11 protein-coding genes are annotated in these 13,817 nt (G+C 74.1%); 4 read left to right on the top strand and 7 right to left on the bottom strand.

Annotation, left to right across the window (positions count from 1 at the left end):
- Positions 1 to 3: 3 nt before the first annotated feature.
- Complete coding sequence (locus ACZ4WH_RS36090) at positions 4 to 1,509, bottom strand: serine/threonine-protein kinase (protein ID WP_468188839.1); 1,506 nt, start codon at positions 1,507 to 1,509, stop codon at positions 4 to 6.
- Positions 1,510 to 1,659: 150 nt separating this feature from the next.
- A complete protein-coding gene (locus tag ACZ4WH_RS36085; protein ID WP_468188837.1) occupies positions 1,660 to 2,064 on the bottom strand; it encodes a hypothetical protein in 405 nt (134 codons plus the stop codon).
- A 122-nt stretch (positions 2,065 to 2,186) separates the two neighbouring features.
- Here ACZ4WH_RS36085 and ACZ4WH_RS36080 point away from each other — a divergent pair, with 122 nt between their 5' ends.
- Entirely contained in the window at positions 2,187 to 4,253 is a 2,067-nt protein-coding gene (locus ACZ4WH_RS36080) for an NAD(+) synthase (protein WP_468188835.1), read from the top strand.
- An 11-nt stretch (positions 4,254 to 4,264) separates the two neighbouring features.
- Here ACZ4WH_RS36080 and ACZ4WH_RS36075 read toward each other — a convergent pair whose 3' ends face one another.
- A complete protein-coding gene (locus ACZ4WH_RS36075; protein WP_468188832.1) occupies positions 4,265 to 4,981 on the bottom strand; it encodes a TIGR03943 family putative permease subunit in 717 nt (238 codons plus the stop codon).
- Entirely contained in the window at positions 4,978 to 5,988 is a 1,011-nt protein-coding gene (locus tag ACZ4WH_RS36070; RefSeq protein WP_468188830.1) for a permease, read from the bottom strand. The genes ACZ4WH_RS36075 and ACZ4WH_RS36070 overlap by 4 nt, the downstream gene beginning before the upstream one ends.
- A 159-nt stretch (positions 5,989 to 6,147) precedes the next feature.
- Here ACZ4WH_RS36070 and ACZ4WH_RS36065 point away from each other — a divergent pair, with 159 nt between their 5' ends.
- Positions 6,148 to 7,995 (top strand): NAD-binding protein, encoded by a 1,848-nt coding sequence (locus ACZ4WH_RS36065; RefSeq protein WP_468188828.1) that lies wholly within the window; start codon positions 6,148 to 6,150, stop codon positions 7,993 to 7,995.
- Between the two features lie 201 nt (positions 7,996 to 8,196).
- On the opposite strand, the gene ACZ4WH_RS36060 is transcribed toward ACZ4WH_RS36065, so the two are convergent.
- Complete coding sequence (locus ACZ4WH_RS36060; RefSeq protein WP_468188826.1) at positions 8,197 to 10,002, bottom strand: S9 family peptidase; 1,806 nt, start codon at positions 10,000 to 10,002, stop codon at positions 8,197 to 8,199.
- A 185-nt stretch (positions 10,003 to 10,187) separates the two neighbouring features.
- Here ACZ4WH_RS36060 and ACZ4WH_RS36055 point away from each other — a divergent pair, with 185 nt between their 5' ends.
- Entirely contained in the window at positions 10,188 to 10,967 is a 780-nt protein-coding gene (locus tag ACZ4WH_RS36055) for a class I SAM-dependent methyltransferase (RefSeq protein WP_468188857.1), read from the top strand.
- Between the two features lie 43 nt (positions 10,968 to 11,010).
- Positions 11,011 to 11,802: an SURF1 family protein gene (locus tag ACZ4WH_RS36050; RefSeq protein ID WP_468188824.1), complete on the top strand. Its 792-nt coding sequence runs from the start codon at positions 11,011 to 11,013 to the stop codon at positions 11,800 to 11,802.
- 67 nt (positions 11,803 to 11,869) lie between these two features.
- Here the strand turns inward: ACZ4WH_RS36050 and ACZ4WH_RS36045 are convergent, their stop codons facing one another.
- Complete coding sequence (locus ACZ4WH_RS36045; protein WP_468188821.1) at positions 11,870 to 12,949, bottom strand: hypothetical protein; 1,080 nt, start codon at positions 12,947 to 12,949, stop codon at positions 11,870 to 11,872.
- Between the two features lie 143 nt (positions 12,950 to 13,092).
- The gene (locus ACZ4WH_RS36040) at positions 13,093 to 13,773 is read right to left on the bottom strand and encodes a SigE family RNA polymerase sigma factor (RefSeq protein ID WP_468188819.1); all 681 of its coding nucleotides are present in this window, start codon (positions 13,771 to 13,773) and stop codon (positions 13,093 to 13,095) included.
- Positions 13,774 to 13,817: the final 44 nt, after the last annotated feature.

Raw genomic sequence — 13,817 nt, 5'->3', positions numbered from 1 at the left:
GGACTATGGGCGAGGGGCGGGCCGGGAGCGCGGATCGGCGAGGGTGAGCGTGCCGTCCGCCAGGCCGGCGACCGTCAGCCGGCGGGCCTCGGCGAGGGCGTCGGCCTGGACGCGCAGCAGGCGTTCCCGGCGCTCGGTCTCGGCCAGCAGGGCGTCGAGGCGCAGCAGCTCGTCCGGGTCGAGGTCGGGGAGCTGGTAGTCCTCGACACGGCGGGCCGGGCGCACCGCGCCGGGACTGCGGGCGGTGCCCCGGGCGGCACCGAGCAGGGCCGCCAGGACGCGCGGGGTCAGCGGACGGGCCGCGTCGGGGCGGACGCGCAGGACGCGGGCCGGGAAGGCGACCACCGAGAAGCCGTCGTGGTCGACGTAGAGGCCGAGGCGGGGCGTGAGGGTGTAGACGACGTCGCCCGGCTCGGTGAGCGCCACCCGGTCGTACGCGGCGGCCAGCACCAGCCGGTCGATACGGCGCTCGCCGACGGCCCGGCCGCCCGTGATCTCCTCGGGCCCGAGGACGGCGTGGTGGCCGTCCGCCGTGACGTGCCGGCCGTCCACCCGGTGGCCCGGCAGCCGGGTCACCCGGTGCCCGGCGATCAGCTCACCGAGGGTGGTGCGCCGGGGCGGGCGTCCGACCCGGCGCAGCACGCCTCCCCGGTACGGCCCCTGTTCCCCCTCGTACGCGCGGAAGTCGCCCGTCGCACGCTCCAGGCGCGCCTCGGCCTCGGCGATCAGGGCCGGGCGTTCGATCACCGTGTCGGACCAGACCGCGGACGCCGGCGGCGCGGGCGGTGTCAGCGGTCCGCCGAAGGCCCGGTCCAGGTCGGCGACGGGCACCACACGGCCGTAGCGGGGGTCGTGGCCGTCGAGCCCTCGGAAGCCTTCCGCGCGCCAGATGAGCACGTCCTCGGCGAGCCGCGCGCGTACCTCCGCGGTGAGCGGCTCGGAGCCGATGTCGGCCAGCAGCACCTTGCCCTCCGCTTCGGGGACGGGACCGCGGGTCAGCGTCCACAGCGCGGGGCGGTAGCCGGGGCGGAAGGGCAGGACGCCGCCGGGAAGCGCGATGACGGACTCGACGACGTTGCCGCGCAGGAGGGCCGAGCGGAGCCGCTGAAGCCCGTCCGCTACAGCTTCACCCCCGGGCCCGTCCGCAACCGCGCGGTCCGGGGCGCCCTCCGTGTCCACGGACTCGGTCAGCGGGCGGCCGTCGAGGTGGCGCAGGCACAGAAGGCTGCCCAGCGTCTCGACCAGCTGCCATGGCGTGAACCGCTCCCGCAGCGCGTTGACGCCGAAGAGCGCCAGCTCGGACCGCAGCTCCGCCGGGGCGGCGTTGCCCAGGCCGGACGCGATCAACCACTCGGCCACCTGGGCACCGTCGAACAGCGGCCTGCCCGAGTTGTCGGACCCGGCCTCGGGGAAGTCCGGGTGCCGGCGGCGCCAGGTGGAGACGACGGGACGCTTCACCCGGGCCAGAGCGGCGATCTCGGACATCGACAGCAGGAGGGGCGCGACCATCGTGTGCACCCCTCCCCGTCGCTCTCTCGGTCCCATCGGCCACTGAACGATACGAGCGGGTCGGGGGCCGCACACGACGCGGTCTGATAACCAGGGTTATCAGTGCGCGCTGTTACGCCCCCGACCCGCACCCGGGGGCGGTCGCCCCGGTCAGGACGCGGGGCGGCGCATGCCTCGCCTGGCCGAGGCGATGGCGCCGGACACGGCGGCGGTCCCGGCGAGGCTGCCGATCATGACCAGGCCCACGCCGATCACGAAGAGGCCGCTGGCGTCGTCCGACCAGTCGTAGGAGGCCGCGGCCGTCAGCCCCGCCGTGGTGCCGAGGACCGCGCTCACGGTGTGTCCCCGGGACACGGCCCAGTACACCGGCACCAGCAGCGTCAGTACCAGCCCGGTCACCTGCCAGGCCTCGTACGGGCCGGTCGTCGAGCCGTCCGGGTGCACGTCCCGCTGCTGGTCCCAGCCCAGCCAGGCGGCCCACGCCACCAGGGCGACCAGGGCGGGTGCGAGGGCCGGGAGTATCCGGAGAAGCGGTTTCAGGAGTCCTTGGCGCATACCGGCAGCCTTCCGCTCCGCGCCGGCACCGGCCAGAGCGCACATACTCAGCCGCGTCCGAGTACCCCGGCCCACTGGTGCGCCCGAGTACCCCGGCGCGGCCGGGCTCTAGGCTTCCAGACATGAAGGAAGCCCCGTTGAACTTCTGGTCGCTCTACAGCCACGGCTTCGCGCGCATCGCCGCGTGCACCGGCCACACCGTCATCGCCGACCCGCGGGCCAACGCCGATGCGGTCCTGCGCCAGGCGCGCGGGTGCGCGGACGAGGGCGTCGCCGTCGCCGTCTTCCCCGAGCTGGGCCTCACCGGCTACTCGATCGAGGACCTGCTGCTCCAGGACGCGCTGCTCGACCAGGTCGAGGCGGCGCTCCGGACCATCGTGGCCGGGTCGGCGGAGCTGCTGCCGGTGCTGGTCGTCGGCGCCCCGCTGCGCCACCGCCACCGGATCTACAACTGCGCGGTGATCGTGCACCGCGGTCGCGTCCTCGGTGTCGTACCGAAGTCGTACCCGCCGACCTACCGCGAGTTCTACGAGCGCCGCCAGATCGCCGACGGGCACGACGAGCGGGGCGGGACCATCCGGGTCGCGGGCGCCGAGGTGCCGTTCGGGGTGGATCTGCTGTTCGCGGCCGAGGACGTGCCGGGGCTCGTGCTGCACACCGAGATCTGCGAGGACATGTGGGTGCCGGTGCCGCCGAGCGCGGAGGCCGCCCTCGCCGGGGCGACCGTGCTGGTCAACCTCTCGGGCAGCCCGATCACGGTCGGCCGGGCCGAGGACCGCAAGCTGCTGTGCCGCTCGGCGTCCTCCCGCTGCCTCGCCGCCTACGTGTACGCGGCGGCCGGGCTCGGCGAGTCGACCACCGACCTGTCCTGGGACGGGCAGACCATGATCTACGAGAACGGGGTGCTGCTCGCCGAGAGCAACCGCTTCCCGCTCGGCGACCAGTACGCGGTCGCCGACGTGGACCTCGACCTGCTGCGGCAGGAGCGGCACCGGATGGGCACCTTCGACGACAACCGACGGGCCCACGCCGCCCGGACCGGGGACTTCCGGACCGTCTCCTTCGAGCTGGACCCGCCGCTCACCGACCTCGGGCTGCGCCGGCGCGTCGAGCGCTTCCCGTTCGTCCCCGCCGACCCCGAGCGGCTCGCCCTGGACTGCTACGAGGCCTACAACATCCAGGTCGCCGGGCTCCAGCAGCGCCTCGCGGCGATCGGCGGGCCCAAGGTCGTCATCGGGGTGTCCGGCGGACTGGACTCCACGCACGCGCTGATCGTCGCCGCCCGGGCGATGGACCGCGCCGGCCGGCCGCGCAGCGACATCCTGGCGTTCACCCTGCCCGGCTTCGCCACCAGCGACCACACCAAGGACAACGCCCACAAGCTGATGCGGGCGCTCGGCGTCACCGCGGCCGAGCTGGACATCACGCCGACCGCGCGGCTGATGCTGAAGGAGATCGGCCACCCGTTCGCCTCCGGCGAGCCGGTGTACGACGTCACCTTCGAGAACGTGCAGGCCGGTCTGCGCACCGACTACCTGTTCCGGCTGGCCAACCAGCGCGGCGGCATCGTCCTCGGCACCGGCGACCTCTCCGAGCTGGCGCTCGGCTGGTCCACGTACGGCGTCGGCGACCAGATGAGCCACTACAACGTCAACTCCGGGGTGCCGAAGACCTTCATCCAGCACCTGATCCGCTGGGTGATCAACAGCGGCCAGTTCGACGAGGAGACCGGCGAGATCCTGGCCGCGATCCTGGACACGGAGATCAGCCCCGAGCTGGTGCCCGGCGAGGAGATGCAGTCCACCGAGTCGAAGATCGGCCCGTACGCGCTGCACGACTTCACCCTCTTCCAGGTGCTGCGCCACGGCTTCCGGCCCTCGAAGATCGCCTTCCTGGCCTGGCACGCCTGGCACGACCCGAAGTCCGGCGCCTGGCCGCCGAACTTCCCGGAGGCCAAGCGGGTGGCGTACGACCTGCCGGAGATCCGGCACTGGCTGGCGGTGTTCTGCCGCCGCTTCTTCGCGTTCTCGCAGTTCAAGCGCTCGGCCATGCCGAACGGCCCGAAGGTGTCGGCGGGCGGCTCCCTCTCCCCGCGCGGCGACTGGCGCGCCCCGTCCGACGGCAACGCGGAGGCGTGGCTCAGGGACCTCGACCGGTTCGACTTCGACAGCGCCGCCGCCGACCGGTAGCCGGGACCGGCTCAGGTGTTCCAGGTCTCGTCGTACGGGTCGCGCGGCGCCGGGACCGGGCGGGTGGACGTGACCTTCAGCGCGGGGATGGGGCCGTCGTTGACCGGGTCGTGGATGAGCCGGGGGGTGTACGTGCCCGTCACCTCCAGCCAGGCGTCCGGGCGGAGGACCGGCGGCAGCGTGCCGGTCAGCGCGATCTTCACCGGCTGGGCGTCCGCGGCACAGCAGTTGAGGGCCATGCGGACCAGGTAGGGCCGGCCCGCGTGGTCCAGGGCGAGGAAGCCGGTGACCCGGACGGCACGGCCGTGCAGGGAGCGGCCGTGGCCGTAGGCCGCGCGGGAGGCGTAGTCCACGACGGAGAGCGGCACCGGGTCGCCCGCCGGCAACGGGCCGTAGGCGTACGGCTTTTGCAGCGCCGTACCGGAACGCAGGGCGCTGTAGGAGCCGAGGGCCGGCGGGGCGATCAGGATCAGGGCGAGGAGCGGCAGCAGGAGCAGCCAGGCGACGCGCGGCTCGGGGTGCGGGTGCGGGTGCGGGTGCCGCTCCCGGTCGCGTCGGCGCTCGTACCAGGCCGTCGCCAGGGCCGCCGCGATCAGCACCGCGCCCGAGGCCAGCAGCAGCGGGCGCAGGCCCGCCTTCACGTACCGCAGGTACAGGTCGGTGGCGCCCGCGTGCAGCAGCGCGCCGCCGAGCAGGAAGAGGACGGCCGCCTGGGCCTGGCGGTTCACAGCAGCACCACCCCGGTCAGTACGGCGCCCGCGACGGCCAGCGCCAACGTGGCGGGCGCGAAGCGCAGCGCGAAGGTACGGCCGAAGGTGCCGGCCTGCATCGCGAACAGCTTGAGGTCGATCATCGGGCCCACCACCAGGAACACCAGCTTGGCCGTCGGGGAGAACTGGGTGAGGGAGGCGGCGACGAAGGCGTCCGCTTCCGAGCAGATCGACAGCAGGACGGCGAGCACGGCGAGGGCGAGCACCGAGACCAGCGGGGTGCCGGCGGCCGTGCGCAGCCAGTCCGCCGGGACCGCCGCCTTCAGCGTGGCCGCGGCCGTCGCGCCGAGCACCAGGAATCCGCCCGCGTGCATGACGTCGTGCCGGACCGCGCCCCAGAACGCCTCCCCCTTCGTCGCGCCCTCGTGCGCGCCGTGGGCCGGGGGGCGCAGCCAGTCGGTCCGGCCCAGCCGCTGCCACAGCCAGCCCATCGCGCAGGCCACCAGCAGGCTCGCCAGGAACCGGGCCAGGACCATCTCCGGGTGCCCGGGGAAGGCGACGGCGGTGGCGGTCAGCACCACCGGGTTGATCGCGGGCGCGGACAGCAGGAAGGCGAGGGCGGCGGCGGGGGTCACGCCCCGGCGGACCAGGGCGCCCGCCACCGGCACCGACGCGCACTCGCAGCCCGGCAGCACCGCGCCCGCGATCCCCGCCACCGGCACGGCCAGGGCGGGCCGGCGCGGCAGGGCGCGCGCGAAGAAGGACGCCGGGACGAACACCGCGATCGCCGCCGACAGCAGCACGCCGAGCACCAGGAAGGGCAGCGCCTGGACGGTCACCGCCACGAACACCGTCATCCAGCTCTGCATGAGCGGAGTGCCGAGGGCGCCGCGGATCGGGGACTGGGCGAGCACGGCCAGCAGGAGCGCCAGGGTCAGCGCCAGCGGGGAGCTGAGCCGCCGGCCGCGCGGAGGCTCGGCACCGCCCCTGTCCGTGCCGGGCGGGGCGTCTTCGGTGATGGCCACGGATGGTTCCCTCCGGCTGTTGCTCCTGCTCCCCTTCCCTACGCGGGTTCCGACCCGGGCGTTCAGGCCGTTGCTGGAACCACTCAACTCCTTGGGGCACTCTTTTCCCTTGTGGCGAGCGTTCCGTATCAAGGGGGGCCGGGGTCCCCGCCGGCGCACATGGTGGTGTGCGGTGACGACGGGCTCGCGCACCGGCTGGCCGCCGAGTTGCGCGGGGTCTACGGCGAGCAGGTCACCCTTGTCGTGCCTCCGAACGAGCGCACCGTCCGGCCCCCGGTGGTCGGCCGCGCCCGGTCCGCGTCGGCGGCGCTGTTCGACCGCGTGGTCAGCGCCGCCGTGGGCACCGTCGGCCGGTCCGGCGCGGCCGGGCAGCCCGCGGGTGCCACGACCGGCGGGCGCCCCGACGGCGAGGCGGTCCTGGAGGCCACCGAGCTGACCGAGGCGGTGCTCGCCGAGGCCGGGGTGGCCCGGGCCGCCGCGCTGGCCCTGGTGTACGACGACGACGAGACCAACATCCGCGCCGCCCTGACCGCCCGCCGGCTCAACCCCCGGCTGCGGCTCGTCCTCCGGCTCTACAACCGGCGGTTGGGCCAGCACATCGAGGAACTCCTCGACCAGGCCGCCGCGTTGGCCGCCGGGGACGACGACGGCCAGGGCACCGGCATCGAGGCCTCCACCACCGTCCTGTCCGACGCCGACACCGCCGCGCCCGCGCTGGCCGCCACCGCCGTCGCCGGCACCAGCAGGGTCGTGCAGACCGAGGGCCTGCTGCTGCGGGCCGTGGAACGGCCGCTGTCCGGGGACGGCACCGGCACCGGCACCGAGGCCGGGCTGCTCACCCTGGCCCTGCTCTCCGGCGGCGACCCGGCCGGCACCGACGGCCCGTTCGGCGCCGTGGAACAGCAGCCCCGGCTGCTCCCCGACGACGAGGAGGTACGGCAGGCCACCGGACGGCAGGCCGTGGTGCTGGAACACGTCTCCGCCGGGACCGGTACCGAGTCCGCCGCGCCCGCCCGCCGCGCGATGACCGGCGTACCGCCGCTCGGCTCCCTCTTCTCCCGGCGGCTGCGCTGGTCCCTGGCCGTTCTCGTCGGCTGCGTGGTCGGCCTCGCCGTCGCCCTGTGGGTGGTCACCGGCATCCATCCGCTGCGCGCCTTCTACATCACCCTCCTCGACCTGTTCGCGATCGACGACCCGGCCCTCAAGCAGCCCCTCGGCCGCCAGCTCCTCCAACTCCTGTCCGCGCTCGTCGGGTTGCTGCTGCTGCCGGTGCTGCTGGCCGCCGCGCTGGAGACCTTCGGCACCTTCCGCACCGCCTCCGCCCTGCGCAAGCCGCCGCGCGGCCTGAGCGGACACGTGGTCCTGCTCGGGCTCGGCAAGATCGGCACCCGGGTGCTGACCCGGCTGCGGGAACTGAACATCCCGGTGGTGTGCGTCGAGTCCGACCCGGAGGCACGGGGCCTGGCCACCGCCCGCCGGCTGCGGGTGCCGGTGGTGCTCGGGGACGTCACCCAGGAAGGCGTCCTGGAGGCCGCCCAGATCCAGCGCGCGCAGGCACTGCTCGCGGTGACCAGCTCCGACACCACCAACCTGGAGGCCGTGCTCTACGCGCGGACCGTACGACCCGGTCTGCGTGTGGTGCTGCGGCTGTACGACGACGACTTCGCCACCGCCGTGTACCGCACCCTGCGCACCGCCTACCCGCACGCGCTGACCCGGAGCCGGAGCGTCACCCACCTGGCCGCCCCCGCGTTCGCCGGGGCCATGCTGGGGCGGCAGGTGCTCGGGGCCGTCGCCGTCGAGCGGAGGGTGCTGCTGTTCGCCGCGGTGGACGTGGACGGGCATCCCCAGCTGGAGGGGCGGACCGTGCGGGAGGCCTTCCGGGCCGGGTCCTGGCGGGTACTGGCGCTGCTGGGCCGCGCCGACACCTCTTCCTCCCACGTCCTGGAGAAGGGGGACCGGGTGGTCGTCGCCGCCACCCGCCGGGGCCTCGCGGAGCTGCGCTGACCTAGGGCCTGTCTGACAATTCGCGTCGTCGCCCGAAGGGCGGCCGCGCGGCGTCAGGTGCGTGCTCTGGGGGTACCCCCGGCCGAAGGCTGGGGGAGTGCCGGCCCCAGGCCCTCGTACTGGACGTACTTGGGTCTGGGGCCGGTGCGGCGAGAGTGCGTGCATGGCGTCGCGCGGCAGACGGGAATCGTCAGACAGGCCCTAGGCCGGCAAGTGCCGTGCCGCGAACTCCAGTTCCAGTCTCACCTGCTTGATCCGCTCCTCCACCACGAGCGAGCCGTGACCCGCGTCGTACCGGTACACCTCGTGGACCGCGCCCCGGGCCTCGAGTCTCTTGACGTAGTTGTCGATCTGGCGGATCGGGCAGCGCGGGTCGTTGACGCCCGCCGAGATGTAGACCGGGGCCTTGACCTGGTCGACGTACGTCAGCGGGGAGGACGCCTCGAACCGCTCCGGGACCTCCTCCGGGGTGCCGCCCAGCAGGGTGCGGTCCATGGCCTTCAGGGACTCCATCTCGTCGTGGTACGCGGTGACGTAGTCCGCGACCGGCACCACCGCGATGCCCAGCGCCCAGGCGTCCGGCTGGGTGCCGACGCCGAGCAGGGTCAGATAGCCGCCCCAGGAGGCGCCGGTGAGGATCAGACGGGCGGGGTCGGCGAGACCGGAGGAGACCGCCCAGTCGCGCACCGCCGCCACGTCCTCCAGCTCGATCAGGCCGACCCGGTGCTTGAGGGCGTCCGTCCAGGCGCGGCCGTAGCCGGTGGAGCCGCGGTAGTTGATGCGGACCACCGCGTAGCCGTGGTCGACCCAGGCGGCCGGGCCCGCCGCGAAGGAGTCGCTGTCGTGCCAGGTCGGTCCGCCGTGCAGGTCGAAGACGGTGGGCAGGGGGCCCGTGACACCCGCCGGCTTCTGGACCAGCGCGTGGATGCGGCCGCCGGGGCCCTCCACCCACACGTCCTCCACCGGCACCGACGGCGGGCACGCCATGCCCGGAGGGTCCAGCACCACCCCGCCGGCCGTGGAGCGGACCGCCGGGGGCTCGGCGGCCGACGACCACAGGTACTCCACGCTGCCGTCGGGGCGGGCGGTCGCGCCGGAGACCGTGCCGGGCAGGGTGGGGATGCGGGTCAGCTCGCGGGTCGCCACGTCGTACCGGAACAGCTCGCTGCGGGCCTCGAAGCCGTGGACGATGAGCAGGGCCGAGCCGTCCGGATACCACTCGGCGCTGACGTCACCGGGCAGGTCCAGGGCGAGGTCGGTCTCCTCGCCCGTGGCCACGTCCCACACCAGCGGTTCCCAGCGGCCCCGGCGCTGGTGGCCGATGAGCAGCCGGGTGTCGCCGTCGACCGGGGCGAAGCCCAGCACCTCCAGGCCCAGCTCCTCGGTGCCGCCCCGGGTGTCGTCCAGCTCGGCGACCGTCGTGCCGTCCGGGCGGAGCACCCGCAGGGCCGCGTGCATGGCGTCGCCGTGCTCGGTGTGCTCCACGGCGATCAGGGTGCCGTCGTGCGAGAGGTCGCCGACGCCCGCCGACTCGCGGTGGCGGTAGATCTCCACCGGGTCCGCGCCCTCGCGGGCCAGGTGGATCGTCGTACCGTCCTCGTCGGTGGAGCGGCCGACGACCGCCGTGCGGCCGTCGCGGGACAGGGCCAGGCCGGCCGGGTAGGACGGGTCGAGACCGGGCACGGCCGGGTCGTCGGGGCCGCCCGTGAAGGGCTGGCGGCGCCAGATGCCGAACTCGTCGCCGTCCTTGTCGTCGAACCACCAGATCCAGGCGCCGTCCGGGGAGAGCACGCCGTCCGTCGTGCCGTTCGGCCGGGCCGTGGCCTGCCGCTGCTCGCCCGTCGCTCTGTCCCAGGCGTACAGCTCGTACGTCCCCGTCGCGTTCGACACGAACAGGGAGCGGTCCGGCGCGTCCTCCGCCCAGTCCGGCAGGGAGACGCGTGGCGCCCGGAAGCGCTTCTCCCAGTCCGGCATGTCCGGTGTGTCCGGCGTCCTGCTCTCACTCATGGCCCCAGTCATGCGCCCATATTGCCTGGCCGCGCCGACAATTGGGTGGCGGGTGTGCGCAGCCTGTGGATAACTTCCGGCGCATGACCGTTTCCGCCACATCCCCGTCCGCCCCCGAAGGTTCCCCGTCTGCCCCCGAGGGCTCCCCGTCCGTCCCCGAGGGCTGGCGCGAGGACAACCGGGCCATGTGGGACGAGCGGGTCCCGGTCCACGTCGCCGGTTCCTTCTACGACCTCGACGGCTTCCGCACCCGCCGGGACGACCTGCGGGACTTCGAGCGGGCGGAGGTCGGGGACGTCACCGGGAAGTCGCTGCTGCACCTTCAGTGCCACATCGGCACCGACACGCTCTCCTGGGTCCACCACGGCGCCGCCCGCGTCGTCGGCCTGGACTTCTCCGCACCGGCGGTGGAGGCGGCCCGCGCCCTCGCGGCCGACCTCGGCCACGGCCCCGACCGGGCGGCCTTCGTCACCAGCGACGTGTACGACGCGGCGGCGGCCGTGCCCGAGCCGTCGTACGACATCGTCTACACCGGGCTGGGCGCCCTGTGCTGGCTGCCGGACCTCCGGCGCTGGGCGGAGACGGCCGCGTCCCTCGTCGCGCCCGGCGGGTTCCTCTACCTCGCCGAGTTCCACCCGATCACCGAGACCCTGGACGACGAGACCGGCACCCGGGTCGTGCGCGACTACTTCACCCGGGACGCGCAGGTGTGGAACGAACCGGGCACCTACGCCGACCTGGACGCCGTCACCGTCCACAACCGCAGCGTGGAGTGGCTGCACCCCGTCGGGGACGTGGTCTCCGCGCTGGCCGCGGCGGGGCTGCGCATCGAGTTCCTGCACGAGCACGACGTGTCGCTCTTCCCGCGCTTCAGGAACTTCGAGGTGCGCGACGGCTACCACCGGTTCCCGGCGGGCCATCCGCGCATCCCGCTGATCTACTCGCTGAAGGCGAGCAAGAGCTGACCCGAGGCCGAGGCACCGGGCCGGGCGCCGTACCGTGGAGGGCGTGTACCGGTTTCTGCTGACACCCCGCTGGTGGGGCATCAACGTCTTCGTGCTGCTCGCCATCCCGTTCTGCGTCTTCATGGGGTCGTGGCAGCTGAGCCGGTTCGAGGGGCGGGTGCAGGACCATCGCGCCGCGACCGAGCAGGCCGCCTCCGACCGGGGCGAGGCCGCGCGCCCGCTGGACTCGCTGCTGCCCGTCGACAAGAGCACGTCGGGGCGGCGGGTCACGGCGAGCGGGCGGTACGGGGAGCAGTTGCTGGTGCCCGGGCGGGAGCTGGACGACAAGCGCGGCTTCTACGTCCTGACGCTGCTGCGCACCGGTTCCGGCAAGGCGCTCCCGGTGGTGCGGGGCTGGCTGCCGGGTACGGCGGACGCGGCGAAGGCACCCGCGCCGCCGCGAGGTGAGGTCACCGTCACCGGTGCGTTGCAGGCGCCCGAGACCCCCGGGGACAACGGGGTCAGCGCGCAGGGCGGGCTCCCCGCCGGGCAGACCGCCGCGATCAGCTCGGCGTCGCTGGTGAACCTGGTGCCGTACCGGCTGTACGACGCCTGGGTCACCCTGGACAAGGGGGACGCCGGGATGAAGGCCGTGCCCGCGAGCGCGCCGGGTGGTACGGGCCTCGACCTGAAGGCGTTCCAGAACCTCGGTTACACCGGCGAGTGGTTCGTGTTCGCGGGCTTCGTGGTCTTCATGTGGTTCCGCCTGCTGCGCCGGGAGCTGGAGTTCCAACGGGACGCGGCGCTGGGTCTGGTGGCGGAGGAGTCGGAGCAGTCCCCGGTACCGACCGGCTGACGCGGGGAACCGCGCGACCGGCCACGACGGGCCCGCGGTCGCGCACGCTCCCCCAGCCGGACGGCGGTCAGGCGCCGGCCAGCACCCCGGTGTAGTAGACCGTCCCCGCGCACGCCCCGGACACCACCGCCGTCGCCGTCGGGGAGCCGCCCTGGGCCGTGTGGGTCACCGCGACGCTGCCGTCGGCCGGACCGTCCTCGGTGAGCAGCTGGGGGGCCGTGCCCTCGGAGCCGGTGGTGTCGGTCGTGTCGCCGGAGGCGCTCGCCTCCTGGCTGGACGACGGATCGGGCGTCGGGTCGGTCGGGCCGGGGCCGCCCGTGCCGCTGTCGCCGCCGTCGACGGGGCAGGTCTCCGAGGGGACGAAGGCGAACTTCTCCTCGTAGGCCGCGCCCGGCTGGAGGACCAGCCCGTCGATCTCCTGGGACGGGTCGGGCAGGGCGGTCGCCGCGTCCCCGGCCACATGCCGGGCGCTGAGGACCTTGGCCGGATCGGCCGCGCCCTGGGCGGTGGGCGTGATGCTGCCCGCGCCTGCGACCGTGCAGGCGGTGCCGGAGATGTTGGTGACGCGGAAGGTGCCGTAGACGACCCCCGCGGTGTCGGGCGCGTTCACGCTGCCGGTGGCGGAGCCCAGCTGGGTCGCCGTACAGAGCGGGACGCCGGAGGCGAGCGTGGCGGAGGGGTTGGCGCCGCCGGCGGAGCCGCCGCCGCTGCCGCCCTTCGTGCCCTTGTCGTCGGGCTTGCCGGACTCCTTGCCGGGCTTGACCGTCGTACTGCCGGCGTCCTTCGTGCCGCCCTTGCCGGTGCCCTTGTCCTTGCCCTGGCCGGTGCCGCCCTGGGCCTGGGAGGACTGGCCGGCCATCGCGGTTTTGGGGTCGGAGCCGCCGGCCTGGGAGACGTGCACGAGGGCGGGGATCGCGGTGCCGATGAACAGGGCCGCCGCGGCCATGCCGACCACCGCCTGCCGCTTGCGGGCGCGCCGCGCGGGGACGGCCCGGCGCAGGTGGTCCAGCGTGCCGGTGCGCGGTTCGATGTCGTCGACCGCCGACTGCAACAGCCGGCGCAGGGCCAGTTCGTCGGAGTCGAGTTCGTCCAGGCTGTGGACTCCGTCGAGCCTCTCCGGGCCCTTGTCGTCGGGGCCGTGGTTCACAGTTCCGTTCCCAGCGTGCGATGGCGTGTGCTGTTGCCCGTTGCGCTCTGTCGGCTCGTGCCAGGCGTAGGGCTCATGACGTTCATGGGAGTGGCGCTCATGGGAGTGACTGTCATGGGACTCGCCCTCTTCGGCGTGGCCGCTCATGCCGGTGTCCCCATGGCCACCCGCAGCGCGGCGATGCCCCGCGAGCCGTACGCCTTGACCGAGCCCAGGGATATGCCGAGCGTCTCGGCGACCTGGGCCTCGGTCATGTCCGCGAAGTACCGCAGCACGAGCACCTCGCGCTGGCGGCGCTGGAGCCCCTTCATCGCCTTGATGAGGTCGCGGCGCTCCAGCTGGTCGTAGGCGCCCTCTTCCGCGCTCGCCATGTCGGGCATCGGCTTGGAGAGCAGCTTGAGGCCGATGATGCGCCGGCGCAGCGTGGAGCGGGAGAGGTTGACGACCGTCTGCCGCAGGTAGGCGAGGGTCTTCTCGGGGTCGCGGACGCGCTTGCGGGCCGAGTGGACGCGGATGAAGGCCTCCTGGACGACGTCCTCGCAGGAGGCGGTGTCGTCGAGGAGGAGCGCGGCGAGACCGAGCAGCGAGCGGTAGTGCGCCCGGTAGGTCTCGGTGAGGTGGTCGACGGTCGTGCCGGCGGCCTCGGTCGCCACGGCGCCCGCGGATTCCTCGGCGCCGTCACGCTGACTGGGTATGCGGGCGGGCCGCGCTGCGGGCATGGGCGCGATCACCGGCATGCCGCCGGGCGTGCGGGGCCGGAGCGCCGCGCGGGGCCGCAGGGCTGTACCACCGCGGGCCACACTGAGTTCGAGTACCTCTGCCACGCCTGTTGGACACGCTTCCCCCCGAGAGGGTTGTACGTGCCGGG

The sequence above is a fragment of the Streptomyces sp. NPDC029138 genome, assembly GCF_055564375.1.
Note: the sequence above shows the minus strand (reverse complement) of the source record. Positions and strands in the feature narration are given on the sequence as shown.